This is a genomic window from Polaribacter sp. 2305UL8-11, assembly GCF_058147165.1.
The window spans coordinates 129,759-155,538 of record NZ_JBYVJW010000005.1 but is presented as its reverse complement, the minus strand read 5'-3'; the positions used below and the strand labels follow the sequence as shown (position 1 = coordinate 155,538).

General features: G+C 28.4%; 22 protein-coding genes and 1 pseudogene. 16 read left to right on the top strand and 7 right to left on the bottom strand.

Going from position 1 to position 25,780, the window contains the following annotated elements:
- Positions 1 to 5: 5 nt before the first annotated feature.
- From hisB to hisIE, 5 genes are all read left to right on the top strand, one after another.
- On the top strand, positions 6 to 1,145 hold the full coding sequence (hisB, locus tag ACY2RW_RS06370) for a bifunctional histidinol-phosphatase/imidazoleglycerol-phosphate dehydratase HisB (protein ID WP_490121869.1): 1,140 nt from the start codon (positions 6 to 8) through the stop codon (positions 1,143 to 1,145).
- Complete coding sequence (hisH, locus tag ACY2RW_RS06365; RefSeq protein WP_490121868.1) at positions 1,146 to 1,727, top strand: imidazole glycerol phosphate synthase subunit HisH; 582 nt, start codon at positions 1,146 to 1,148, stop codon at positions 1,725 to 1,727. It begins immediately after the preceding gene.
- Positions 1,728 to 1,818: 91 nt separating this feature from the next.
- Positions 1,819 to 2,604, top strand: coding sequence for a 1-(5-phosphoribosyl)-5-[(5-phosphoribosylamino)methylideneamino]imidazole-4-carboxamide isomerase (gene hisA, locus ACY2RW_RS06360; RefSeq protein ID WP_490121867.1), 786 nt, complete (start codon positions 1,819 to 1,821; stop codon positions 2,602 to 2,604).
- A gap of 102 nt (positions 2,605 to 2,706) precedes the next feature.
- On the top strand, positions 2,707 to 3,462 hold the full coding sequence (gene hisF, locus ACY2RW_RS06355; protein ID WP_490121866.1) for an imidazole glycerol phosphate synthase subunit HisF: 756 nt from the start codon (positions 2,707 to 2,709) through the stop codon (positions 3,460 to 3,462).
- 128 nt (positions 3,463 to 3,590) lie between these two features.
- On the top strand, positions 3,591 to 4,214 hold the full coding sequence (hisIE, locus tag ACY2RW_RS06350; RefSeq protein ID WP_490121865.1) for a bifunctional phosphoribosyl-AMP cyclohydrolase/phosphoribosyl-ATP diphosphatase HisIE: 624 nt from the start codon (positions 3,591 to 3,593) through the stop codon (positions 4,212 to 4,214).
- 95 nt (positions 4,215 to 4,309) lie between these two features.
- On the opposite strand, the gene ACY2RW_RS06345 is transcribed toward hisIE, so the two are convergent.
- Entirely contained in the window at positions 4,310 to 5,806 is a 1,497-nt protein-coding gene (locus ACY2RW_RS06345) for a hypothetical protein (protein ID WP_490121864.1), read from the bottom strand.
- 149 nt (positions 5,807 to 5,955) lie between these two features.
- On the opposite strand from ACY2RW_RS06345, the gene yiaA reads away from it, so the two are divergent.
- The gene (yiaA, locus tag ACY2RW_RS06340) at positions 5,956 to 6,444 is read left to right on the top strand and encodes an inner membrane protein YiaA (RefSeq protein ID WP_490121863.1); all 489 of its coding nucleotides are present in this window, start codon (positions 5,956 to 5,958) and stop codon (positions 6,442 to 6,444) included.
- Positions 6,445 to 6,560: 116 nt separating this feature from the next.
- On the opposite strand, the gene ACY2RW_RS06335 is transcribed toward yiaA, so the two are convergent.
- From ACY2RW_RS06335 to ACY2RW_RS06325, 3 genes are all read right to left on the bottom strand, one after another.
- A complete protein-coding gene (locus tag ACY2RW_RS06335; protein WP_490121862.1) occupies positions 6,561 to 7,508 on the bottom strand; it encodes a hypothetical protein in 948 nt (315 codons plus the stop codon).
- Positions 7,509 to 7,601: 93 nt separating this feature from the next.
- The gene (locus tag ACY2RW_RS06330; RefSeq protein ID WP_490121861.1) at positions 7,602 to 8,399 is read right to left on the bottom strand and encodes a LytTR family DNA-binding domain-containing protein; all 798 of its coding nucleotides are present in this window, start codon (positions 8,397 to 8,399) and stop codon (positions 7,602 to 7,604) included.
- Positions 8,392 to 9,021 (bottom strand): TMEM175 family protein, encoded by a 630-nt coding sequence (locus tag ACY2RW_RS06325; RefSeq protein WP_490121860.1) that lies wholly within the window; start codon positions 9,019 to 9,021, stop codon positions 8,392 to 8,394. Before ACY2RW_RS06325 ends, ACY2RW_RS06330 begins: the two co-directional genes overlap by 8 nt.
- 111 nt (positions 9,022 to 9,132) lie before the next feature.
- Here ACY2RW_RS06325 and ACY2RW_RS06320 point away from each other — a divergent pair, with 111 nt between their 5' ends.
- A complete protein-coding gene (locus tag ACY2RW_RS06320) occupies positions 9,133 to 10,056 on the top strand; it encodes an EamA family transporter (protein ID WP_490121859.1) in 924 nt (307 codons plus the stop codon).
- 170 nt (positions 10,057 to 10,226) lie between these two features.
- Positions 10,227 to 11,111: a YihY/virulence factor BrkB family protein gene (locus tag ACY2RW_RS06315; RefSeq protein WP_490121858.1), complete on the top strand. Its 885-nt coding sequence runs from the start codon at positions 10,227 to 10,229 to the stop codon at positions 11,109 to 11,111.
- Here ACY2RW_RS06315 and ACY2RW_RS06310 read toward each other — a convergent pair whose 3' ends face one another.
- Positions 11,112 to 12,398, bottom strand: coding sequence for an MFS transporter (locus tag ACY2RW_RS06310; protein WP_490121857.1), 1,287 nt, complete (start codon positions 12,396 to 12,398; stop codon positions 11,112 to 11,114).
- 364 nt (positions 12,399 to 12,762) lie between these two features.
- Between ACY2RW_RS06310 and hpf the strand changes: the two genes are divergently transcribed.
- On the top strand, positions 12,763 to 13,065 hold the full coding sequence (gene hpf, locus ACY2RW_RS06305; protein WP_490121856.1) for a ribosome hibernation-promoting factor, HPF/YfiA family: 303 nt from the start codon (positions 12,763 to 12,765) through the stop codon (positions 13,063 to 13,065).
- A 226-nt stretch (positions 13,066 to 13,291) separates the two neighbouring features.
- Here hpf and ACY2RW_RS06300 read toward each other — a convergent pair whose 3' ends face one another.
- Positions 13,292 to 15,556 (bottom strand): acyl-CoA dehydrogenase family protein, encoded by a 2,265-nt coding sequence (locus ACY2RW_RS06300; protein WP_490121855.1) that lies wholly within the window; start codon positions 15,554 to 15,556, stop codon positions 13,292 to 13,294.
- A gap of 170 nt (positions 15,557 to 15,726) precedes the next feature.
- On the opposite strand from ACY2RW_RS06300, the gene ACY2RW_RS06295 reads away from it, so the two are divergent.
- The 7 genes and pseudogenes from ACY2RW_RS06295 to ACY2RW_RS06265 form a co-directional block, all read left to right on the top strand.
- Entirely contained in the window at positions 15,727 to 17,262 is a 1,536-nt protein-coding gene (locus ACY2RW_RS06295; RefSeq protein ID WP_490121854.1) for a hypothetical protein, read from the top strand.
- Between the two features lie 2 nt (positions 17,263 to 17,264).
- Complete coding sequence (locus ACY2RW_RS06290; protein ID WP_490121853.1) at positions 17,265 to 17,978, top strand: head GIN domain-containing protein; 714 nt, start codon at positions 17,265 to 17,267, stop codon at positions 17,976 to 17,978.
- A 5-nt stretch (positions 17,979 to 17,983) separates the two neighbouring features.
- Entirely contained in the window at positions 17,984 to 18,169 is a 186-nt protein-coding gene (locus ACY2RW_RS06285; RefSeq protein ID WP_490121852.1) for a hypothetical protein, read from the top strand.
- A 443-nt stretch (positions 18,170 to 18,612) separates the two neighbouring features.
- Complete coding sequence (locus ACY2RW_RS06280) at positions 18,613 to 19,842, top strand: TRM11 family methyltransferase (RefSeq protein ID WP_490121851.1); 1,230 nt, start codon at positions 18,613 to 18,615, stop codon at positions 19,840 to 19,842.
- A gap of 1 nt (position 19,843) precedes the next feature.
- Positions 19,844 to 22,681: an ATP-dependent DNA helicase gene (locus ACY2RW_RS06275; RefSeq protein WP_490121850.1), complete on the top strand. Its 2,838-nt coding sequence runs from the start codon at positions 19,844 to 19,846 to the stop codon at positions 22,679 to 22,681.
- Positions 22,678 to 23,652, top strand: coding sequence for a hypothetical protein (locus tag ACY2RW_RS06270; protein ID WP_490121849.1), 975 nt, complete (start codon positions 22,678 to 22,680; stop codon positions 23,650 to 23,652). Before ACY2RW_RS06275 ends, ACY2RW_RS06270 begins: the two co-directional genes overlap by 4 nt.
- Before the next feature lie 96 nt (positions 23,653 to 23,748).
- Positions 23,749 to 24,174 (top strand): annotated as a pseudogene (locus ACY2RW_RS06265) (gamma-glutamylcyclotransferase); the annotation flags it as partial.
- A 784-nt stretch (positions 24,175 to 24,958) separates the two neighbouring features.
- On the opposite strand, the gene ACY2RW_RS06260 reads toward ACY2RW_RS06265, so the two are convergent.
- The gene (locus ACY2RW_RS06260) at positions 24,959 to 25,771 is read right to left on the bottom strand and encodes an RDD family protein (RefSeq protein WP_490121848.1); all 813 of its coding nucleotides are present in this window, start codon (positions 25,769 to 25,771) and stop codon (positions 24,959 to 24,961) included.
- Positions 25,772 to 25,780 lie beyond the last annotated feature (9 nt).

The following is a 25,780-nucleotide window of genomic DNA, read 5'->3' as shown; positions in this document are numbered from 1 at the left end:
ATAAAATGAGCAAAAAAGTATTATTTATAGACAGAGATGGAACTTTAGTGTTAGAACCACCTGTAGATTATCAATTAGATAGCTTAGAAAAGTTAGAATATTACCCAAAAGTGTTTCAATATATGGCAAAAATTGCTTCAGAATTGGATTACGAATTGGTAATGGTTACCAACCAAGATGGTTTAGGAACAGCTTCTTTTCCTGAAGATACTTTTTGGCCTGCTCAAAATAAAATTATTGATGCTTTTGAAAAAGAAGGCGTTGTGTTTTCTGAAGTTTATATAGATAGAACTTTTCCACACGAAAATGCATCAACTCGTAAACCAAGAACAGGTTTATTAACTAAGTATTTTTCTAAAGAGTATGATTTGGAAAATTCTTTTGTTTTAGGTGATAGAATTACAGATATGGAATTGGCTAAAAACTTAGGTGCTAAAGGAATTTTCTTGTCTGAAGATCCTGAATTAGGAGCAGATGAAATTGAAACTTCTAAGCAAGAAATCATTAATTGTATTGCCTTGATAAGCACGGATTGGTTAGAAATTTATGAGTTTTTAAAATTAGATGATAGAGTTGCAGAAATTACTAGAAACACCAATGAAACTAAGATTTACATCAAATTAAATTTAGATGGTTCAGGTAAAAATGATATTTCTACAGGTTTACATTTTTTCGACCACATGTTAGACCAAATTGGGAGACATGGTGCTATGGATTTAATCATAAAAGTAGATGGCGATTTAGAAGTGGATGAACATCATACTATAGAAGATACCATGATTGCTTTTGGTGAGTTGTTCAACAAAGCTTTAGGTAATAAATTAGGCATAGAAAGATATGGTTTTTGCTTACCCATGGACGATTGTTTAGCGCAAGTTGCAGTAGATTTTGGTGGAAGAAATTGGTTGGAGTGGAATGCAGAATTCAAAAGAGAAAAAATTGGTGATATGCCAACAGAAATGTTTTTCCACTTGTTTAAATCTTTTACAGATGGCGCAAAATGTAATTTAAATATTAAAGCAGAAGGCGTAAACGAACATCATAAAATAGAAGGAATTTTTAAAGCTTTTGCAAAAGCAATGAAAATGGCAGTAAAAAGAGATTCGAATAAAATGTTTTTGCCATCTACAAAAGGAATGTTATAAATGAAACTTGTCATTATAAATTACGGAGCAGGAAACATTAAAAGCATTCAATTTGCTTTTAAAAGGTTAGGAGTGGAGGCTATTTTATCTAATAATATTGATGAAATCAGTAATGCTGATAAAGTAATTTTCCCTGGAGTTGGAGAAGCAAGTTCTGCTATGAAAATGTTGCAAGAAAGCGGATTAGATAAAGTTATACCTACTTTAAAACAACCAGTTTTGGGTATTTGTTTAGGAATGCAATTAATGTGTAATTCTTCTGAAGAAGGAAACACAAAAGGTTTGGGTATTTTTAATGTTGATGTAAAAAAGTTTTCAAAATCTGTAAAAGTTCCACAAATGGGCTGGAATGTGATTGCTGATTTAAAATCGGATTTGTTCAAAGGGATTAAAGACAAAGAATTTATGTATTTGGTACATAGTTTTTATGCAGAAAAATGCGATGAAATGATTGCAAAAACAGATTACGAAATTGAATATGCATCTGCTTTGCAAAAAGATAATTTCTATGGAGTTCAATTTCATCCAGAGAAATCAGGAATTGAAGGTGCTAAAATTTTACAAAGCTTTTTGAATTTATAAATATTTAAATAAATCTAAAATGTCTCCTCGAGTGCAGTCGAGAGGTTATAATGAGGTCTCGACTGCGCTCGACCAGACAAGGGAATAAAAAATGAGAATAATACCAGCAATAGATATCATCGAAGGAAAATGTGTTCGACTTACAAAAGGCGATTACAATACGAAGAAAATATATAATGAAAAACCACTTGAAGTCGCCAAAGAATTCGAAGCTTCTGGAATCGAATATTTACATGTTGTAGATTTAGATGGCGCAAAAGCGAGTCAGATTATTAATTATAAAGTTTTAGAGCAAATCGCAACCAAAACTAATTTAAAAATCGATTTTGGAGGTGGTTTAAAATCTGATAAAGATTTAGAAATAGCCTTTAATTCTGGCGCAAATCAAATTACAGGAGGTAGTATTGCAGTAAAGAACCCAGAAATTTTTGAAAGTTGGATTTCTAAATATGGTTCAGAAAAAATTATTTTAGGAGCCGATTTTTATCCAGATAATTCTGGTGGAAAAATAGCTACCAATGGTTGGCAAGAAGAAAGTTCTTTAGAATTGATTCCTTTTATATCTGATTATCAGCAAAAAGGAATTCAGTATGTAATTTGTACAGATATTTCTAAAGACGGAATGCTACAAGGACCAAGTTTTGGTGTTTATAAGGAAATATTGTCAGTTCGAGCGCAGTCAAGAACTAATAATAACCTTTCGACTGCGCTCAAGGAGACAGGACTGTTAAAATTAATTGCGTCTGGTGGAATTTCAACTTTTGATGAATTGCCCAAATTAGCAGAAATTGGATGTGAAGGTGTTATTATCGGAAAAGCGATTTATGAGAATAAAATTAGCTTAAAACAGTTGGAGAATTTTATAATTAATAACTAATGTCATTTCGAGCGCTGTTAAGAAATCTCAAAAAGACCTTTCGACTGCGCTCAAGGTGACAAAAATAAAGTTCCTTCCTTTTGGGAAGGTTAGGATGGGTTTATGTTAACAAAAAGAATAGTACCTTGTTTAGATATTAAAAATGGAAGAACCGTAAAAGGTGTCAATTTTGTAAATTTAATTGATGCAGGAGATCCTGTAGTTTTAGCAAAACAATATGCAGAATTAGGTGCAGATGAGCTAGTTTTTTTAGATATTGCAGCTACTTTAGAAAATAGAGGAACTACTTTAGATATGGTGTTAAAAGTAGCTGAACAAGTAAATATTCCGTTTACAGTGGGTGGTGGAATTTCCTCTGTAGAACACGTAGATGCTCTCTTAAAATGTGGTGCAGATAAAGTGTCTATCAATTCATCAGCAGTTAAAAGACCAGAATTAATCAACGAGTTAGCAGATAAATTTGGGAGTCAATGTGTGGTAGTTGCTATAGATGCAAAACAAATTGAAGGAGAATGGTTTGTGCATTTGGCAGGAGGAACGATTCCTACAGAAATCAAATTGTTTGATTGGGCAAAAGAAGTTGAAGAACGTGGAGCAGGTGAAATCTTATTTACATCTATGAATCATGATGGAACTAAGGCAGGTTTTGCGAATGAAGCTTTAGCGACATTATCAGAATTAGTAAACATCCCAATAATTGCTTCTGGAGGTGCAGGAACTATACAACATTTTGTGGATACATTTACAAAAGGAAAAGCAGATGCAGCTTTGGCAGCAAGCGTTTTTCATTTTGGAGAAATCCCTATTTTAGAATTAAAACAAGAGTTAAAAGAGAATAATATTCCAGTACGTTTATAACACGGATTGTCACTTCGAGTGATTTTTGAAGAATGAAAAAATTGTATCGAGAAGTAATTAAGAATTCTCGATACAATTTCGATAAAAAATCGAAATTACTCGAACTGACAAAATAAATAAGTAAAATTATGAACATCAATTTCAATAAAAATAAAGATGGATTAGTTCCAGCAATCATACAAGATGCAACCACAAAAAATGTGTTAATGTTGGGTTATATGAATGAAGAAGCCTTTGCTAAAACACAAGAAACGAAATTAGTCACTTTTTTTAGCAGAACTAAAAATCGCCTTTGGACAAAAGGGGAAGAAAGTGGTAATGTTTTAAATCTGGTTGATATGAAATTAGATTGCGATAATGATACTTTGTTAATTTCTGTAAATCCTGTTGGACCTACTTGTCATAAAGGTTCTGATACTTGTTGGAATGAAGAAAATACGCCTAATTATGGTTTCTTTTCTACCTTAGAAGGTGTAATTAAAGAACGAGTTAAAATTTCAAAAATAGATCCTGACCTTCGTCAGGATAATCAAAAAAGCTACGTTGTATCTCTTTTTGATAAAGGAATTAATAAGGTTGCACAAAAAGTAGGAGAGGAAGCAGTAGAAACTGTTATTGAAGCAATGGATAATAACGACGAATTGTTTTTATACGAATCCGCAGATTTACTTTTTCATTATTTAATGTTGTTGCAAGCGAAAGGTTTTACCTTAAAAGATATCGAAGCCGAATTAAAAAGTAGACATAAGTAAAACTAGTCTTAACTTGTCTCCTTGAGCGCAGTCGAAAGGTTATTATATTTCTACACTTTTTATAAATTCTCAATTGCGTTCGAACAGACTTAGTTTTATATCTTCATCAAATCTAAAGTGACCAAATACACATCTTGTTTGGTCATTTTTGCTTTTAGCCAAGCAAAGAAACTCATCATAAAAATATCTTCCTTTTCTTTTCCAATCCAGTTAAAAGATACTTCAACTTTGTCTTTGAAATCTTTACTGGTGCTTATTTCTGGGTTTTTATAATAGATTTCAATCAGTTTTATAAAAGTGATTACTTTTTCTTGACGAATACTTTTTAAGTGCTTAAAATATGCTCTTTTAAAACTCAATATCCTTGATTCTACAATATCTATATTTCCTAAATCTATCTGTAATAGAATTTCTATAATATTTTTTTTAATTGTCCATTCTATGCCTGCTTTTTCAATGTAATATTTGTCTGTATGATAAAATTCCGAGAACAAATTTTGCGCTTTTTTCAATTCTTTCTTTTGAGAATAAAATACAATTAATGATAAATAAATATCTAATTGAGCTACAATATCTATGTTTTTTTGATTGATAAAAGGAAGTAACAAATCAATTGCTTTTTCTTGATTTCCACTATAATTATAGTTTAAAGCAAGTAAAAGGTTGTATTTAGGATTATATCCCTTAAAATATTTGCTTTTTTGTTGTTGCATGTGAGTGTGCATCAAATCTAAATAATCTAAAGATTGGGTAAATTTCTTATTTCTAAAAAGTGTGTTGGCAATTAGATATAAAATTTCGATATGATAAAAGAGTTGTTTTTCTTTCGATTTATGATTTTTTATAAGTTGATAACTTTCAATCATAAAAGACTCAATACTCCAATAATCAAAATTTAGAGCAGAAGAAATATTGGTAATTTGTAATATTTGAAACAAAGATTTAAAAGAAAAAGAACTCGATATTTTAATTTGATGTTCTTCTAAAACATTGTTTATCATCACTTTTATATCGATAATTTTTTGCTGATGCTGAACTTCTTGTAGCGTTTTTCTAATTTTTGCATAAGCAATATTCATTTCTTCTTCCAATGATAATTGTTGTTGGTTTTCTTTAAAATCATTAATAATTTCATCAATATTTAAAGATGGAAAAGCATACGAATACTGAATTTTAGAATGATAAATTTCATTTAAAATTGTGAATAATTGATGCTCTTTTGCTATAATTTCAGCTTTTTCTAAAATTTTATAGCCAATCTTAAATTGTCCCTTTTTAAGAAAAACTCTTGCAGAAATAATAAATTTTATCAATTGTATATCTATAGAATTCTCTTCTTTTAAATTCGAGTTGGCTGTAAAATTAATAATAGATTGGAATAATCGTTTTCTTAAAGCATGTAAAGCTGGTTTGTTATCTTTTTGGTAAAGTTTTAAACAAATTTCTTTAGACGATAAATTGTCAGCAATTAATAGTTTTACCAATTGTATATTTTTTGCATCTGCTCTTTTGTTCTTTTTTTCTAAATAAGAAATAAATTCTTCCTGCTTTTCATCAGTAAAACTATGCAGTATCTCTTTTATATTTATCATTATATCGTCAGTAAATATTTTTTAAGATAAATAAATAATTGTAAATATTTAAAATTAATTAAATTATATCGTCAGTATTAATTAAAAATAGTTTTTCATGACTTCTTAATCTATCGCAAATTTGTACCATAATTATGAAACTAAATATTATGAATTATCAAACAACAGTTTCTACAAATGAGGAAACTAAAAAACAGAAAAAAAGTAGCAAATCTAAAAACGAATTAAATCAGAAACCTACATCAGCATACATTGGTGCAAGTTGGGGAGTTGTAATTATTGGACTGCTTTCTTATTGTATTGGTTTGTGGAATGCAAGTATGGAATTAAACGAAAAAGGATATTATTTTGCGATTCTTTTAATGGGAATTTACGCTGTTATTTCTTTACAAAAAGCTGTAAGAGACAAGGCTGAACACATAAAAGTAAGCGAAATGTATTATGGAATAAGTTGGGTGATTGTAATTGCGGCTTTGTTATTATTAATCATCGGTTTAAGAAATGCAGATTTAGCATTGAGTGAAAAAGGATTCTATGCAATTTCCTATTTATTAAGTTTATTTGGTGCAATTACTGTCCAAAAAAATACGAGAGATATCGATTTTATCAACACTAAAAGTGAAGAAGAAAATAGTTAGTTTGATAATGGTTTTAAAACCAAAACCTCACAAGTAAAATGCTTGTGAGGTTTAAAAATATTAAACGCTCGCAATTTAATTGCGAGCGTTTTCTAAGTAATAAATATTTAGAAAGTTTAATACTCATTCATTAGAATTATTTTTAAGTTCGGATAGTTTTTCTTTAATTCTTTTTCTAAGCCAATTACATGAGAAGCCCCTACAATTACTAAATTTTTTGTTTTATTTGAAGACATTACTTGAGTTGCAATGTTTTTTGCCATTCTTTCATTTCTCTCATTCCAATATTTTCTCCCTTCCTTACAACCTTCTGTATCTTTTAAAACATAACTAAAAGAAGCCATTGTATGTAGTTGATTCAGCGATTTTCTCTTATTGGTATGTTTTCCTAATCCTCTAAAAATTGCTGGTAAAATTGAGCTATTATAGTTCTTCTTATTCAGTTTAGAATTTGCCAAATTATTTCCATTATTTCTCCCTTCTTTGCTACATTTATTCCAAGCTTTATGGTATTCTTTGTTCGTTTGTTGGTCATCCATATTTACAACTCGTAAATTCTTTGCTAATGCCAATTTGTAGGTTAAATCTCCATCTTCGTGTCTTGTAAGTTTTTTAGCGCCATCAATTCCGTGTTTTAATATATATTGATATAATTCATAGTTTCCATTATCTCTTTTATAAGCAGAAGCAGTTATCATAAATTTAATTTCATCTTTAGTTAATTTATTGAATTCTTTTTTAGATAAATTGTTGAATTTACTTTCATTAAAATCAAATGACGTTTTTAAAGAATCTGATAAATGATAAAATTGTTGATAATTTTTAGACCAACCGTTTTTTAAATACTCCCAAGATTTTGTGTCATTTGCCATTGGTGATTCCACATAAATAGCTTCAGGATTGTATTTTTTAGCAAACTTTAGCATCGGTTTGTAACTCTTTTTTACAATTTTAGGAACAGTGTGCATGGTTCCCATAATTAAGATTTCTTGTTGTTTGTTTTGAGCTGATAAAACAAAGATTGATAAAAATAAAGCAGTAATAAATGTAATTTGAGTTTTCATAATGATGATTTTATTGATTAAACTTTCTGATACAAAACTAGAAAGGAATCAACAAAAAAGGTAATAGATAAAGGTGTTTGGGGCGAAATACAACTATTCTGTGGTAGAATTCAAAACTGCTTTTACATCATTTTGATAGGTTCTAGAAACTGGCACTTCTATGTGGTGAGTTACAATAACAAATAATTTACTATTGGCAGTTTTCCATTGTAAAAAATGAAAAGGATTTATCAAATAAGAACGATGTGTTCTTAAAAGTGCTGGAAATTCATCAGCAATTACAGACAATTTATTTCTGATTAATGTTTTCTTTAATTCAGTTCCAGAAACATAAAAAACTTCAATATAATTGTCTGAAGATTGTATGCAAATCACATCATTTAAAAATAAACGTAAACCTTCGTAATTTCCTTCGCCTTTAATTTCAATTTTTTCTTGGGCTAATTTTTTCTCTTTGTATTTTCCGAAAGCAAAACGTCCAATAATTATTATTGGTAAAATAGTTAATAATGCAGGAAAATAAATGCTTTTAAGCATATAAAATAAATCATTTGGGTTTCTATCATTTGCCATAACTACATATAGATAGTACATGCGAGCTATAGCAATTGCACAAAAACAGAAGATACTTAAAAATAAAATTTCACTAAGAAGTGTCCATTTTTTATCCTTTTTATTAAAAATTAAATACTGAAAAGGAAGAAATAAAACGTAAGTAAAACCGCCAATAAGTCCATAACCAGAAAGAAACTTCAATTTTTCATTCTCATTTAATAGGTTTACATCTAGTGGCTCTGTAAAATATAGGAAAACAAAAATCCAAATTGCCAAACTCAAAGCAATAATTAGATGATTTTTTATAGAAGGATCAAAAGGATATTCTTTATTCAACTGTAGCTTCTTTCTTTAATTTTTTCTTGTAATAGCGAGTCAATAATATTTCAAATCCAAATAATAATAGGAATAAAAAGCGTGAAGTATAAGGCCAAACTAAAGCTAAAAAACCTGCAATAACCCAAATTAACAAAGCGTTTAAAGCTCTAAATTTAAAATATTTACCAAGTGTTGGTGTAATTCCTGTAAGCTCCTTTTCTTTTTTAGGAACGTAAACATTTATCAAATAATTAAACAACCCAATTGCAGAAAGATTAAAGCAATAAAAAACAAAAGGGCCAATATAATTAAAGCCTTTTACGTAAAAACCTGTAGAAAAGGGGAGCAGTATAATAAAAAATAATAAGAAAATATTATACCATAAAAGTCGATTATCAACAGTGGTTACATATTTAAAAATTCGCATGTGATTTACCCAGTACAAAGCTATGACTAAGAAACTAACCACCAAACCTATAAAACTTGGGATTCTATTTTGTAAAATTTGCAAAGTGTTAAAAGAGCGTAATTCTTTATAAGTTGGAATTACAATTTCTAAGACTAATAAGGTAACTGCAATTGAAAAAACTGCGTCCGTAAAATTAATTACTCTAGATTTATTAAATGTTTCTTTTTCCATTTGGTTGGTGTTGTTTCAAATATACTAATTATTATTCCTTTATATTCTCAATTAAAAATGAAAAGGAATTAATTATTAATAGTAATTTCGCAACTTGTAATAAATTGGAAAATGAAAGCGAATAAATCTCAAATTTTAATCATCATAGCATTTATATCTATTTATGTTATTTGGGGTTCTACCTATTTGTTTAATAAAGTAGCTGTAACTGAATTACCTCCTTTTTTCTTGGCTTGCATTCGTTTTTCTACTGCTGGTTTTTTAATGTTGTTAATTGCTAAAACATTAGGTTTTCAATTTAAAATCACCAAAAAACAATTTCTTAACTCTGCAATTGCCTCTTTCTTTTTTTTAATTTTAGGCAACAGCGTTTTTGTCTGGGCATTGCAATATGTAGATAGTGGTTTTGCAGCATTAATAGCATCTACACAACCTTTGTTTGTTTTATTAATTCTTCGGTTTTTAGATAGAAAACCAATGCAGAAAAAATCTATTTTTGGAGTCTGTTTAGGTATTTTGGGTATGATTTTATTAGTTAGTCAACAAGAATTAGTAACTTCAGAAAAAACAATTTTAGGAATTTTAGTAATGTTAGGATGTGTTTTAGGTTGGAGTTATGGAGGCGTTTTTGTTTCTAAAGCAGATTTGCCTAAAAATTTCTTTGTAAGTACTGGAATACAAATGGTTATTGCTGGTTTTATTTTGGCAATTATTAGTTTTTCTTTCCAAGAAAGTTGGACATCTCCATTAAGTTGGAGTTCAAATGTTCAAATATCTATGCTATTATTGGTTGTTTTAGGAGGTATAGTGGCTTTTACAGCATTTAATTATTTATTAAAAGTAGTTTCTACAGAAAAAGTGGCAACTTCTGCTTATGTAAATCCTGTAATTGCATTATTTATGGGTTGGTATTTTTTGGATGAAAAAATCTCTACACAATCTATGATTGCTTCTGCAATTTTATTAACAGGTGTTTACTTTATTACTTCCAGAAAAAGGAAAGTAAAAAATGTAACTGGAACTTCTAAAACATAGGACTAATTCTAATAAATTATCTCTTATCAATCCAAAAAAGTTTTTTATTGGCTATGGTTATCTTAAGTTATAAAACCATATAATAATTTTCGAAATGAGTTCAAAATAAACGCATCTACGCAAATTATAAAAATTTCAAAATGGTAACTTTACAATTCTAAAATAAAACTTTGCAAGCAAAAACAATTATAAAAGATTTTCCTAAATTATTAAAAAAAACAGGAAGCAATTGGTTAGATAGTGGTCCTTTTGAGCTAAGTGCCATAGTTGCCTATTATGCCATTTTATCTTTGCCTGCATTAATTGTTATCATTTTAAATATAGTTGGTAATATTTGGGGAAGAGAAATTGTGCAAGGAGAATTGTTAGATGAAATAACAAAAGCTGTTGGAGTACAAACTGCAGAATCTATTAGGGTAATGATGTTAGATAGAGGAGATGAATCTGTTTCTGTTTTCACTACTATTATTGGTATAGGAACACTTATTTATGGTGCAACTGGAGTTTTTTATCAATTACAAGCTGCTTTTGATAAAATATGGAAAGTAAAAGAAAACCCAAACACAAACGGATTCTTAAAAATAATTTTCGACCGCTTAAAAAGTTTTGGTTTCATTTTAATTATTGGTTTTTTATTGCTGATTAGTTTTGTCTTAACAGCTTTAATTAGTGCATTTAGCAGACGAATTGAAAAATTTGTACCAGATAATTTGTTTGAATATATTTATGTTTTAGACTTTCTAATGTCTATTTTATTTATTTACATATTATTTTCTGCGATGTTTAAATATTTACCAAGTAAAAAAGTGCGTTGGCGAGCTGTAAAAGTAGGAGCAGGATTAACAGCCATTTTGTTTGTCATTGGTAAATATTTGTTGGCCTGGTATTTTAATGAAATGGATCCAGGTTCTACTTATGGAGCAGCAGGTTCTGTAATTTTAATTATGTTGTGGGTTTCGTATTCGAGTTTAATTCTCTTTTTTGGAGCACATTTTACAAAAGTATATGCAGATATGTATTTGAATAATAACGATGAAGAAATTGTAACTACATAATTATTCAGCTTCTACATTTGGCAGTTTGTAACTCAAAAATGCGCCTAAAATTCCGAATATCGATAAAACGAACAACACAATTTCAACAGAAAATAAAGAAGCCAAAGCACTAATTCCTCCAGTTACTAGTAAAATAAAACCAATAATGGTATTGCTTACAGCTACATAATCTGTTCTTTTGTTTCCTTCAGCCATATTTACAACATAAGTTTTTCTTCCCAATCTTACTCCACTATATGCAATTCCTAAAATGAAAAAAGCTACTGGATACAACCAAAATACTTTCGAAAATTCTGTAAATATTTCAATAATCACAAACATTCCAATTCCTAAAAAAGATGCAATTATCGTTGCAAAAGACATCACATTTTTACTTGATTTATCTGCCATTTTTCCCCAAATTGGAGCACTTAAAATGGATGCAACTCCATTTGCAATAATAAACAAACCTAACAAATAACTTTCTTTACCAATATTTTCTTGTGCCAATAAAACATAAAAAGGAGCAGTTAAAGCAGAACATAATAAAAGTGATCGTGCAATAATAAAGTTCCTAAAATGACTATCTTTTTTTACGATTTTTATTCTTTGTAAAACCTTTTTCCAAGTATCTTTATTTTCTTCGGTTTTACTTTTTGGTTCTTTAATTTTTGAATAAATTAATGCTGAAATGAGCCACATAGAACTTGCAAAAACTAAAATTCCACTATAAAATAGGAGAGAAGCATTATTTTTAGATTTATACATCATAAATAAACCTGCCAATAAAACTAAAATTCCAGATGCAGAAACTGTATATCCTTTTAATTTTCCACGTCTGTCTTTTGGAATTGTTTTACCTAAAACGTCTTTAGAACTTACAGAACATAAACTTCTTGAAAGACTAAAAATTATCAGAAATAAAATGATGAAACTTCCTGCTAAAACACCTTCAAAAAAAAACGCTGTTAAACCAATGGCTAAAATTGAAGCAAATTGAAAAATAGACCCAAAAACATAAATCCACTTTCTTTTTGCTTTGGTTTTAATGTAACTGGCTAAAAATATTTGAGGCAACATAGAGCCAGATTCTCTAATTGGCACAATAAAACTAATCATATAAACAGGTGCGTTTATATAATTCATAATCCAAGCCAATACAGTTTTTGGATTACTTAAAGTGTCTCCCAATTTTGTGAAAATGCTGCTTATTAAAAGTAAAAAGTAATTTCTTGGCAAATGCTTGTCAACATTTTTATCATCAGTATTAAAAAAGAAATAGACTTTTTCTGAAATAGATTTTTTCATAGCGCAAAATTAGTACTATAAAACCACTCACAAAAGTCTATTTTTTAATGTTGATGCTTTATTGATTCGTTTTTAAGCAATCCAAATTGATTTTATATTTACAAATTCTCAAATTCCATATCTAGAAAGCTCTCTACAATATGCCTTAAGATTTATTTTTAAATGAGTTCAAAATGATTTTAATAGAGTCTAATAGCAAATTATTTTATTCTTAATTTGCGTATAAGAAAAATACCTTTTGGTCACCCAAATTTTAAAGATCTTATAGACGGAATCGACTCTATTTTAAAAGAAGGTTATGCTACAAGAGTAGAGACTAAGAGTGTATTAATTTTAAAAAAAAACATTAATTAAATTTAAAATTATGGAAATTAATTACGAATATCATGATGTTGCAGCAAGCGAACGTTTAGAAAGCTATACAGAAGAAAAATTGAATAAATTGTTTGAAAAATTTGGCTTTATTGTAAGAGCTGATGTTTTTTATAAAACAGAAAACACATCATCTGAAGATACAGGAATGATTTGTAGCATTCGTCTAAGTGTTCCTGGGCCTCGTTTATTTGCAGAATCGAGTCATGATAATTTTAAAAGTGCTGTTTCTGAAACCATTAACGAACTCGAAAAACAATTAAAAAAGAAAAAAGGAAAAATGATGAGCTATTAATAAACGCTTTATTATTTGAATTGTAGAGGATGTCTCAAAAATGTTATTTACCTGTCTTTTAGCTCTAATAAATAGAGATATTATAGTTCTTAAAAAATCTGTATTTACTTGCTTAGCAAGGAATTTTAAATCAATATAATTCCTATTTTTTTAACTACTAAAATTGACTATTTTCTTAATTTTTGGGATATCCTTTTTTATTTCATTTTAATTAAAATATTTATTTTTAATTCGCAATTGGTGCTTCCAAACAATGTTTTGGAATTCCAAAACCATCAACTAAAACTCCAATATGTGGTCTTAATTCTGTAGAAAGTCTTTCTACACGTTGTCTAATTGCTTTCGATTTTGTGCCACTCATGTAGTCTTGTTCTAAATACCAAGAAGCGTCTTTTCTTAATTCGTGTAAAGCATACAAAGTTCCTAATTTTTGAAATAGTTGCCTGTTTTTTTCATTGATAATAGTTTCTGTGAAATCTACAAAAGTTGCATAAGCCAATGCTACACTGTACGCTTTTCCTAAAGTCAACAAATGCGTTTGAACTTTTAAGAATGCTTGATAGGAGGGAACTCCTTTTTTTACATAATCTCGAATTCTCATGGCAACTGTGTAGGTTAACCTCCTTGTTCGATAATCGAATGCGTGTTTATGAAATTTAGCACTGTACAAATGTGCTGTATCTACATTATTAGTATAAACAGGATTAATGGTATTGAGTTTATCGCCAATTCTTTCTCCCAATAATTTTAAAACCGCTGTAAAACCTGCACTGTTAAATTCCGATTTAAAATCAGACAAAACACCTTTTGCAGCCAATTGTAACAAAACATGATTATCACCTTCAAACGTGGTAAAAATATCTACATCTCCTTTTAAATCTGCAATTTGATTTTCTAACAAATATCCTTTTCCTCCACAAGCTTCTCTACATTCTTGTATGGTATCATTGGCAAACCATGTAATTATTGACTTTAAACCAGCAACTTGGGTTTCTATTTTTCGTTTGTCTTTAATTTCTGGATTGCTGTATTCTTTCATAATATGTGTCAAAGCAATATCATATACATAACAGCTGGCAATTGCAGGCGTTAAACGCAATTGGTGACTTGGATAATCCATCAATAAATCTTCTTGAATTTTTATACTGTCGTTAAATTGCCTCCTTTTTAAAGCGTGTTTTACAGCAATTGCCAAAGACTTTTTTGCACCTCCAAGTCCAGCTCTTGCTACACAGATTCTACCACCCACTAAAGTACCCAACATTGTAAAAAAGCGTTTGTTGGGATTCTCTATTTCAGAATGATAGGAACCATCAGCAGTAATATCTCCATACTTATTCAACAAGTTTTCTCTAGGAACTTTTACTTGATTGAACCAAATTTTACCATTATCAACACCATTCAATCCTAATTTATAACCATTGTCTTCGATGGTAACTCCAGGTGTTAAATTGTGATTTTCATCACGAATAGTTACTAAAATAGCATGCACACCTTGGTTTTTTCCATCAACAATTAATTGTGCAAATACAGAAGCCATGGTTGAGTGTAAAGCATTCCCAATATATTCTTTATTGTCATTTTCTCCTGGAGTATGAATAACAATACTATCTGTTTCTTTATCGTAAGTAGCTGTGGTTTTTATACCTCTCACATTCGATCCATGTCCTGTTTCTGTCATTGCAAAACAGCCTAAAATGTTGGCTTTTCCAGTTTCCAACAAATATTTGTCATGATGTTTTTTAGTTCCCAGTTTTTGAATACTTCCTCCAAAAAGTCCAAATTGCACTCCAAATTTTATCGCCAAACTACCATCAACATACATTAAGTTTTCAAAAATAGTGGCATAACCCACCATATTATTAGTGCCTCCATAAGATTTTGCATAAGACATAGCTCCATAACCTTCTTTTGCCAAGAATTCTACTTGTTTTAAAACATGGTTTCTAAATGTTTCTTTATCCCTTTTAATGTCCCATTTAAAAATTGGGTCTTTTAAAAAATCTCTAAAATCATCGATTACAGTGGCTTGATCTCCTTTTAAAAGGTTATCTATTTCTATAGAATTGTAAAAACTAGAAGTTGTTTCTTCTACAATTTCTACATCAAATAAGTGTTTGTAATGGTTGGGTTGAATACCTAAATTGATTTCAATATCTTTTAAATGCTGATTAAAAGGATAATCTGTAAAATGATGGCAAATCATTTTTTGACTAAAAGTAGACAGAGGATAAGTGTCACTTTCTACCAGTTTTATACCAGAATTTGCAATTGTATTTTTCCAATTTTTCATCACTTCATAAGAAGGAGGTACTTTTTTATTCAAACATTTTAACAAGTAATTATAATCTTCTTTTTCCAAAGTTTTATCTTGTTCAATGGCTTTTTTAACCACAGAAACTTCAGAATAAGACAATAAGTCGTCAGACCAAATCACATAAAAGAAAGGAATGTATTGTAAAACACCAGCAGAATAGTTTTTTATTTTCATAGCATGAATTTACGGAAAATGTAGAAAATCTACCTATAAAAAAATGTGAAATGATTATTGATATCGGTTTTCATAAATAATTTAAAATAAGGTTTTTGGATAAATACCTATTTGTAGGGATTATTAATTACTTTTAAAATATGATATTTACAAACCAAATAAGACTAACTATGCATAAAAAAATTAAATTACTATTTATTATATTTTTTTTAATGGCTTTTAATTTTTCTTTTTCACAAGATATTCTTAACCCAAATCAAACCGAAGAAATAAAATATAATTTTAAAACAAAAACTATATCTGGAGTTTTTCCTTTCGATATAGACTTCAGAATTACTATAGACAGTTTAAACACTTCTGAAATACAAGGTGGAATTATTTATGAAATTAAGTACAATAGAAGTGTTAGAGATATTAAAAACTACAAACTTGTAAAAAAAAATAAAGAAGCAGTCTACGAGAAATTAGTATTTAAGCCAACTCTAATTTCTAAAAAAACAAGTTATGCCTATATAAAGCCATTAAAACCTGAACGTTTATATGAAATTGTTTTAATAAAAAACAATTCAAGTTCTAGAATAAAAGCATATAATGATTTTTATAATGAATATGAAAGTCTAAAAAAAAGTAGTGGAGGTAATTTAACAAAAACGGATAGCTTAAAATTAAAAGTTACTTTTGAAAATGATATTTTACCACTTGTAATTAATACAGACGAAAGAAAAATACCCATAGTATCTCATCCTTTGGAATTTAATAATTTCTTAGTAAAGGCAAAACCATTACTCTCTGTTATTAGAAACCCGAATACTTCTTTAAAAACAGATTTCAGTTATACTGATAAAAGTAGTTTAAGATATTTAGGTAAAGTTTTATTAGAAAAAAAACTTAATATTTCCATTTACAGTGAAATTTCTTCTATGTTTTTAGATGATAATTATGAGAAAATTAAAGATTTTTATGATGGAGATTTTAATAAAAATAAATCAAATTTTGAAAAAAGAATTAAAACACTAGCTACCAGTTTATCTAAATTTAAAAAATTAAAACAAATCATAAATCAATTAAGAGCTACATCTACAGAAGATAAAAAAGTTGAAAAAGTTTATTTGAATTTTATAGAAAAATCGATTGAAATTATTACAGAAAACAAAGCTATTTTAACAACATATTTCAACAAAGTAAATGATTTAACAAATAAATTTTTCCCAGAACTAATTTTAATTAGTGGTACTACTCAAAGCAAAAATTTAAAAACCGCTAATGCAAATGCTTTAATTGCAGATTTAGGACTTGCTTGGGGTTTTGCACATAATTCAAAAGGAGAAATAAAACAAATTTTTAGACCTGTAATAGGTTTAAATTGGCATATTGGAGGAATAAATAAAAATCTACCCTTAAATCAAATTAAAGGTAAGAGACATTTTAGTAGACATCATCTATCTCTGTATTTTGGGTTAACAGTTGGTAAAATAAATACCGAAGATTATGAGGATTTATACAATTCTATAAGTCCTTTGATTGGTATAAATTATAGAGTTTCAAGACAAATAAGGCTTGGTTTAGGTACTATTTTTGTTAGGGAGAAAAACCCTAATCCAATTTTAAGTAGCAATAGTATAGCATTAGCCCCTTATGCAAGTATTACTTTTGATGTGGGTTTATTTAGCGAAGCACAAAAATTAATTGGTAAAATAGGATTTTAATTATGAAAAAGATTTTTTTTTTATGTTTGATTACATACTTATATGGATGTACAAACGAAATAAATTTTGGAGACTTAGCAAATATAACTCAAAGTAGAGATTTTATAATTGCAGATGGTTCAGATACTGTAAACTTTATAGTTAAGTTTAATAGCGATTCAGATATTGATAAAATAAAAGCTTCTGCAGAAGTAATTAATGGAATTTTTGTTGACAACAACACGAATAAATTGGACATAAAACCAATTAGAGATGTAAAAAACGAACTAATTGTTAACATAACTGTAAAAAGCACTACTATATTAACTCCTGTAACTGTAGTTTTTAATATAAATGAATATAAAACTAGATTTGAATTAACTGCACAAAAATCTGAACCTGAAAATATTTCAATAAGTGCATCAGCTTTTTCTGTTCATAATAATTTTGATGGAGAAATAACCTTAACTGGAAATGTTACCAATACTTTAGGAAAAAGTGTATCAAATGGTTTTAAAGTAGTTCTTGAAGATGTTTTAGAGAGTGGAACTAATATAGATGGTGTTTTTAGAGCACAAGCATTAACTACAAATAATGGTAAAATAAGTGCTATTTACACACCTGGCAATATATCAGAAAATCAGAATGTTGTTCTTAAAGCTACTGTTTTAGATGAAAATGGGGTAAAAACAACTATTAAAAACCAAATAAAAATTTACATTACTAAATTAAATTAAACATTATGGAAGAAAATTTTAAAAAATTAAACTTGGCAATACAAGAAGTATTAAAAGAACTAAAAATTGACAACTTAGAACCAGACGCAATTGCATTTAAACAAAAAAGTAGAGAAAAGATGTTAAAAGACAGAACTTGTTATTGGGAATGGGACAATATTAGGAAAAAGTTAGTGTATAAATGCTATTAACTTATAAACCTTAACAATTTTATTGTTAAGGTTTTTTTGTAAAAAAAAAATGATATTATGTGTAAATATTCTGAAATATGGCTATACAGAAACTACTGTACAAATGTGTTATAATGTTCTGCGTTATGTAACTTGAGCTTTGGTTAAAAGCGAAAGTTTATCTACAGTTTCTTAAAAAATTTATTCTCAAAAGTTTCTTTTACGATATTAATGGAACACTTTTTATGCGACGACGTAGGAGGCAAGCATAATGTGTGTGGAATGGAAATAAATGTTAAAAACTTTATTTATTTTACGGATTTCCCACAAATTAATTCCTACAAAATTCACTATATTTAAAATCTCCCTTTTAATTAATTAAAGCAAAGATAATATGTGCAATAATTTGCTACAGATCAGTTTTTTATGGAGTAATATTGAATTTTAAAATTATTAAAAAATAAATGTGGGATTTTAAATCTGAAAATACAAAATCGTTTACTCATGGCTTCCATACTTATCCAGCTATGATGATACCTCAAATAGCAAAGAAACTTATAAATGATTTTGGACAGAATGCTGAAACATTGTTCGACCCTTATTGTGGAACAGGAACATCTTTAGTAGAAGCTAATTTAGCAGGTATTAATTCAATTGGTTCTGACCTTAATCCATTGGCAAGATTACTTGCAAAAGTTAAAACTACAGCAATTGAAAATCAAACTCTTAAACTTCATTTATTAGATTTTGACCAATACTTAACTCAATATAGATTTGGTTTTCAAGGAAACGATTCAATTATTGCACCAAGTTATCCGAGAATTGATTATTGGTTCTCAAAAGATGTTAGACAGAAACTTGCTGTAATTCAAAACTATATTGAAAGAATAGAAAACACCAATATTTCTGATTTTTTTAAAGTAGCATTTAGCCAAACTGTTAGAGATACTTCTTGGACTAGAAATAATGAATTCAAGTTATATAGAATGACAAAAGAAGACATGAAAGTTTTTAATCCAGACCCTTATGGAAGGATGGAACAAATGCTTGGTAAAAATTTTATTGGACTTGTTGACTTTATGGAAGCAAAAGATAATGAATCTGCGACTGATGTTCTTAATTTGAATACCATTAAAAATATACCAAAGAAAAAAATGGAAAAGGAAAGTGTTGATATGATATTAACTTCTCCTCCTTATGGAGATTCATCAACTACAGTTGCTTATGGACAGTTTTCTACGTTAGCAAATCAATGGTTAGGACACTTTGAAAATGGAAGGGAGTTGGATGGAATGCTAATGGGAGGAATAAGAGCTTCTAAATTAAGAAAATTTAAAAGTGAAGCTTTAAATGATAATATTAATGATGTTGAAAAAATAGATAGAGGTCGTGCTTTAGATGTTGTTTCATTTTTTAGTGACTATGAAAAATCAATTAGAAATATTTCAAGTTTATTAAAACCTAATGGTATTTCATGTTATGTGGTAAGTAATAGGAAAGTAAAGGGTAAAGAAATTTTTACTGATACAATTACAAAAGATTTATTTGAACTAAATGGCTTTAGGCATATTGATACGTATTCAAGAAATATTTCTCGTAAGAGAATGCCTAGAAATAATAGCCCAACAGGAAATGTAGGAGAGACCCAAAGCCTTATGAATAAGGAATACATTGTTGTTATGCAAAAGAATTAATATGAGTATAAATTATACGAAAGAACAGGAAAAAGCCTTTAATACAATTGATGATGATTTACAAATCATTGCTTGTGCTGGTTCTGGTAAAACTGAAGTTATTTCGAGAAGGATAATCAATATACTTAAATCTGGAAAAGGTAAGCCAGAGAATATTATTGCATTTACTTATACTGAAAAAGCTGCAGGAGAACTTAAAAATAGAATTTATGAATTGGTAAAATCTGAAATCCCTGAATTAAAAGGAATGGCAGAAATGTATGTAGGCACAATTCATGGTTGGTGTTTCAAAATTCTCCAGGAATATGATTATGAATATCAAAAATTTTCTGTTTTAGATGAAATTCGTTTAAAGCTATTTGTAGACAAGAATTATAAAAATATAGGAATGAAGGATATTCATAAGTTGGATAAACCTGAAATTCCTATGAAGATGTTTGTTGATACAGATAGATTTATTCAGATAATGAACATTGTGAGTGAAGCTAGAGTAAAAGAAGGCTTCGATATTCCTGAAAATATAAAGGAAGCAAGGGTAAAATACGAAACAACTTTAAAGCAAAGTGGGTATTTGGATTTTTCAATGATTATGAGTGAAGCAAAAAAACTTTTATCTAAAAAAGAAGACTTTTTTCATAAAGTATGTGATAAAATTAAATACTTAACTGTTGATGAATACCAAGACGTAAATCCAATACAGGAAGATATTATTAGGCTAATTTATGAATCAAATGTCAACATTTGTGTTGTTGGAGATGATGACCAAAATATATATCAATGGAGAGGAAGTGATATTGATTACATAATTAATTTTAAAAACAGATATAAGAACGAAAAATCAGAAATTGAAAGTGTTAAATTAATTAAAAATTTCAGAAGCTCTGAAGGGATTGTTGACCTAGCTCAAAATGTTATATCAAAAAATAAAATAAGACTTGATAAAAAAATGATTTCATCAAGTCATCATGATTATGATAGAAATAACATTTTATACAATGATTTTGATACAGAAGAAGAGGAGAATAATTTTATTGCGAAGACAATAAAAACATTAAGAGGAAAAGCATTTCAAGATAAACCGAATGAAGAAAAGCGTGGTTTAGATTATTCTGATTTTGTTATACTCATTCGAAAATGGAGCAAAGCCGAAGAAATTACCAGAATACTAGATAGCAATGATATACCATATATTACTGGAGGCGTTAATAAACTTTTTGATTCTAAAGAGATTAAAGCAGCTCTTGGTATTTTTGAATTTTTAAACAATGAAATAGAAAAAGAAGATTTAATCTCAATTTGGCAGAGCATTGATAAGAACAAAATACAAATTGCAAATCTTGAACATGCAGTTCAAAAATTATCAGAGAAATTCCCAGTTGAGAATGAAACGATGTATTGGGATTTTTGTTTACAAGAAATATTTTGGGAGTTTTTAGAGGACGCAGAAATTAGAGAGGAATCTTTTGCAACTTCTACTGAAAAACATGATAATACCTTTGGTGAAATTATAATGTATAATCTTGGTAAATTTAGCCAAGTCATTAACGATTTTGAATCTATAAATTATAAAACTGGTAGCTCTTCATTTTATTTATTTAATTTCTTAAATTTTATTAGACACGCAGCAAGAGATTATTATCCTGAAGGCTGGATAAATAGTACTTATAAAACACCTAATGCTGTTCAAATAATAACTATACATCAATCAAAAGGATTAGAGTTTCCAGTTGTTTTTATTCCTGGTATGAACAGAAATTATTTCCCGTCTAAAAGAAGGGGTGGCCTTTCTGAATGGCATTTCTTGGATGCAGATATTATTGAAAATGCAGACAAATACAAAGGGATTGACAATGATTTTGAATCCGAAAGGAGATTATTTTATGTTGCGATTACAAGAGCAAAAAAATATCTTTTCATAAATAGAGCTCCTGCTTTATCAAATAGATTATATCAGAAACCTTCATTGTTTATTAATGAAATAAGCTCTTCAGATTATTTAATGCAATCAATAAGTGAAGATTTTAATGAACTAGAAAATCTTGAACCAAAATCAAAAGATTCTACAAATAATATTGAACTCAACTTTTCTATTTTAAAGGAATTTTTCGATTGTTCATACAGATTTAAATTAATATCAATTTATGGTTTTGCTGCTGCCTTAAGCCCTAGAATGGGATTTGGAAAAACAATACATGATTCTTTGTCTGAAATACACAAAAGAGCTTATGCACTTGAGGAATTATCAAAAGAAGATGCTAATAATATAGTCTCAAATCATGAAAATTTCCCATATGCTCCGCCTTTATTAAAAGGAGAAATGCAAGCTGCTGCAAGAGAAGTTGTAGAAAAATATATTGAAGAAAATAAGTATGAATTCCATGAAATTGAATTTGTTGAGAAAGACATTCAGCTAAATCTTGGTGATGGAATTTTTGTTTCTGGCAGAATAGATTTGATTAAACGAAAAGATTTTAAAGGAAATATGGAAACTACCATTATTGAGTTTAAATCAAGTAATGAAGCACAGGACAAGAAAATAACGGAAGAGCAATTACATCTTTATGCTCTTGGACATAAGGAATTAACAGGTGAAAAAGCAGATTATATTAGAATATATATACTTCAAGATAAAGAGAATGATAAAGAGAGTAATAAAGGAATTCCAAAAAAACTAGATGATAACCACTTAATTGCAATTGAGAAAAAGATAAGAAATGTAGTAACAGATATAAGAAATAAAAATTTTGATAGGGTTTGTAAATATTCTATTTGTAAGGAATGTGACCAAAAGGCGCTTTGTAGTGGTTATTTAATATCAAAAGCAAATAAGACTAAATGATTGAGAATATAGAAATACAGGCTTTATTTAATAATCCAGAGGATTCTTATGTAATTCATTTTGCTTATTTGGAAATGGATAATATTGCATCTAGCCAAAAAAAAATCATTAGTATTCATGCTAAAAATTTAAATTCAACAGACAGTCGTGAATTTTCTATAGATAATTTTGCAGCCAAAAATGATATACCTCTAGAAGATTTAGAAGATTGGTTTGATGATATTGAATTATCGATTTTAGATGAGTTTAATTCATTTCTTAAAGAAAAATCAATATGTCACTTTATCTATTATGGTGGTGATGATGGACAAGGGTTGATTTTAGATGAATTAAAAAGAATTTTCGAAGCAAGGAATAGGGCAGAGGCTAATAAAGTTTTTAAAGAGATACCAAGTTCTAAAAGGAAAAATATTCCTTTTTTGTTTCAATTTGATGAACAAGATAAAAGTATAAAAAGTTTTATAAAAAAACATAATGATAACAAGCTACCTATAGCATTTTTAAGCAATGGAGAAGAAGGTGTAAATTTTGAAAGAAAGCATTTTAATAAAGTTAGAGAGTCAGTTTTATGTAAAGTAGATTTTATTATTAAAATCTTAAATGTTTCTAAAAACAAGATTGCACCTATAGTACAAAATTCAAATTCTACGTCAGTTGATTTAGAGAGCTTAAAACCATCAGAGATTTTTAAGCATATGAATACAAAATCTTGGGCATTTTTTATTGGAGCTGTGGTTGGTCTATTTTCACTAGGAATGTGGGTTAATAGCTTGATTAATACAAATGAAAACAATAATCTTAAAGATAGAAATGAAGAGTTAATTGAGGAATTAGAAATCAATAAAACTAATCACGAAAAAAGGGAATCATTCATAATTGATTCACTTAATTCTAATTTTGAAAATATAAAAGAGAGTTTTGAAATTAAAATTGATTCATTGAATAAAGTAATGCCTAAACAGCCAAAATGATTTGATATTTGGATATGGTTCAGTTATCTGGGATAATGAAGATATAAACCCTATTGAATCAATTGATGCGGTTTTAATTGGTGCACAAGGAGCTTTAATAAGAAATCTACTGTTAATAGAGGAACTAAAGAATTTCCTGGTTTGGCTTTAGGACTTGAATATGGTGGTGAGTGTATTGGAAAAGCATTTCTAATAAGTATAGATTCCTTTGAAGTTTTAAAGAAGAGAGAAGGAGGTTATAATGAAATAAAAACACCAAATAATGACCTTAAAATTTTAGATTTTGAAGAAAATATTATTGATGGTTGTATTGTTTTTTTTCCTAACACATCTGGTAAAAACTATTTGCCTCCAAGTACTACTTTAGTTGAAAAAGCAAACATTATAAAAACAGGAAAAGAAGGCACGAAGAGTAATGCCAAGGAGTATCTAAAAGAGATAAAGAACTTTCTCAATGAATATAAAATTGAAGATGATGAAGTTGAAGAATTGTATAAGTTAGTTTTTAATAACATTATGTAAAATAGAATCTCGATGTTTACCTTGGCCTCATAGAATTTTGGTCAAAACAAAAGGTGAAAGGAGCGTGCATATTTTAGGGGTTTAGTAATACCGTTTCTTGAGAGTTTTAGTTATTCAGGGGATTTCAGAGCAATGTAAATCAGTTCCAATGTTTCCTAAAATATAGCGAATGAACCGTTAATTGTTTCCAAAATTATATGCAGTCTTGAATTTTTGTTTCTTTTGTTTCAAGACACTATTTTAAAGAATTGATTGAGTATCAATTTTTAAAATACTTAATAATGAAAAATTAAAAAAAAGATTAATTAAAGTTCTAATTATAACAAGTGCATAGAAATTATCTCGCAGAGTAATTTTATGCTCTTGTGGCAAGCTTACGAGAATCGTCTAAAATTTTTTATAACGTACATTTTATCGAATACGCGATTTTTAATAAGAGCAAAAAGGTTAGCTTTTATTTTGGCGTTGGCAAGCGTTGGATAATTGTGTGTAAAATAAATTGCCAAAGCAATTTGATTTTATAAAACAATCAAGCGCTTGGTAGCGGCTATTTTACATAACGGCTAATTATAGATACAAATGTTTTATAAACTCTGCGAAGCAAACCGCTTATTAGTTTAATGACCCAAGTTCCAATTATTCTTATGAAAACAAATGCTTCTGGGATATTTTACATAATACTACATTATAGCTATCAAATGGATAAACCACTATTACTGACTAAACAATACATTTGTACTATAATTTATATTATGTTAAATAGAGTATTTCAAAAACCACATACTTACATATTCTGTGTATAATAATTATAATCTTTTAAAACTGTATCAATAAATTCTTTATCGCTATTATGTTTTGATTTAATTTCAGTTACTTCCTGGATTTTAGAACGTAATTTTATCAATGTTTTATAGTCATTAAATTTTCTGGCAGTTTTAAATGTATTTTTTATAATTCTTACATCGTTGTCAGACAAACGAATCACATTTGGATATGTAGGTGTATAAGTCTCAGAAATATTTTCTAAAATAGTTTCAGAAAATTTAACTTCATCTTTCATATAAATAACTACAGTATTCGCAATAATATCACCAAACCTTTGATTTTTATTTGTAAATATAATTAGCAAAAAACCAATCATTTTACCTATTAAAAGTAAAATCACAACAAAACCTATATCATTATCTAAGCCTAAAGAAATCATATATACAAAGAGCAAAATAAATAAGTTAAAATCTACAATTCTTAGAAACCATCTAATTATAAAATCTGTTGTAGAAGGCTTAAAACCATCAACATTTATTACTTTTAAATGTAGCAGCTTCTTACCCACAGTCTGTCCATCTAAAAGCAATTCTGTATATAAAGAATAAAAAGTAATAGGTAACATAAATAATACACCAACTGCCTTTAAAGACCAACCATCACCTGCAAAAGTTCTTTCTAATAATTCTATATCTAACACTAAAATACCAAAGTAGTAATACGCAAACTTTAACACATTGTCTATTATAAATGCCAATAACCTTTGTCCCACATTTGCAAGAGTAAAATTGATGTTAACATTTTGTGCTGTTTTTATTTGGAGTCTTTTCATACAATCTGT

Bases quoted from the DNA above. Each gene is read 5' to 3' on its own strand.
- hisB (WP_490121869.1), top strand. From the start codon at position 6: ATGAGCAAAAAAGTATTATTTATAGACAGAGATGGAACTTTAGTGTTA.
- ACY2RW_RS06260 (WP_490121848.1), bottom strand. From the start codon at position 25,771: ATGAAAAGACTCCAAATAAAAACAGCACAAAATGTTAACATCAATTTT.
- ACY2RW_RS06290 (WP_490121853.1), top strand. From the start codon at position 17,265: ATGAAAAAGATTTTTTTTTTATGTTTGATTACATACTTATATGGATGT.
- hpf (WP_490121856.1), top strand. From the start codon at position 12,763: ATGGAAATTAATTACGAATATCATGATGTTGCAGCAAGCGAACGTTTA.
- ACY2RW_RS06335 (WP_490121862.1), bottom strand. From the start codon at position 7,508: ATGAAAACTCAAATTACATTTATTACTGCTTTATTTTTATCAATCTTT.
- ACY2RW_RS06275 (WP_490121850.1), top strand. From the start codon at position 19,844: ATGAGTATAAATTATACGAAAGAACAGGAAAAAGCCTTTAATACAATT.
- ACY2RW_RS06295 (WP_490121854.1), top strand. From the start codon at position 15,727: ATGCATAAAAAAATTAAATTACTATTTATTATATTTTTTTTAATGGCT.
- hisF (WP_490121866.1), top strand. From the start codon at position 2,707: ATGTTAACAAAAAGAATAGTACCTTGTTTAGATATTAAAAATGGAAGA.
- ACY2RW_RS06320 (WP_490121859.1), top strand. From the start codon at position 9,133: ATGAAAGCGAATAAATCTCAAATTTTAATCATCATAGCATTTATATCT.
- ACY2RW_RS06270 (WP_490121849.1), top strand. From the start codon at position 22,678: ATGATTGAGAATATAGAAATACAGGCTTTATTTAATAATCCAGAGGAT.
- ACY2RW_RS06345 (WP_490121864.1), bottom strand. From the start codon at position 5,806: ATGATAAATATAAAAGAGATACTGCATAGTTTTACTGATGAAAAGCAG.
- hisA (WP_490121867.1), top strand. From the start codon at position 1,819: ATGAGAATAATACCAGCAATAGATATCATCGAAGGAAAATGTGTTCGA.
- ACY2RW_RS06310 (WP_490121857.1), bottom strand. From the start codon at position 12,398: ATGAAAAAATCTATTTCAGAAAAAGTCTATTTCTTTTTTAATACTGAT.
- ACY2RW_RS06285 (WP_490121852.1), top strand. From the start codon at position 17,984: ATGGAAGAAAATTTTAAAAAATTAAACTTGGCAATACAAGAAGTATTA.
- ACY2RW_RS06325 (WP_490121860.1), bottom strand. From the start codon at position 9,021: ATGGAAAAAGAAACATTTAATAAATCTAGAGTAATTAATTTTACGGAC.
- yiaA (WP_490121863.1), top strand. From the start codon at position 5,956: ATGAATTATCAAACAACAGTTTCTACAAATGAGGAAACTAAAAAACAG.
- ACY2RW_RS06300 (WP_490121855.1), bottom strand. From the start codon at position 15,556: ATGAAAATAAAAAACTATTCTGCTGGTGTTTTACAATACATTCCTTTC.
- hisIE (WP_490121865.1), top strand. From the start codon at position 3,591: ATGAACATCAATTTCAATAAAAATAAAGATGGATTAGTTCCAGCAATC.
- hisH (WP_490121868.1), top strand. From the start codon at position 1,146: ATGAAACTTGTCATTATAAATTACGGAGCAGGAAACATTAAAAGCATT.
- ACY2RW_RS06280 (WP_490121851.1), top strand. From the start codon at position 18,613: ATGTGGGATTTTAAATCTGAAAATACAAAATCGTTTACTCATGGCTTC.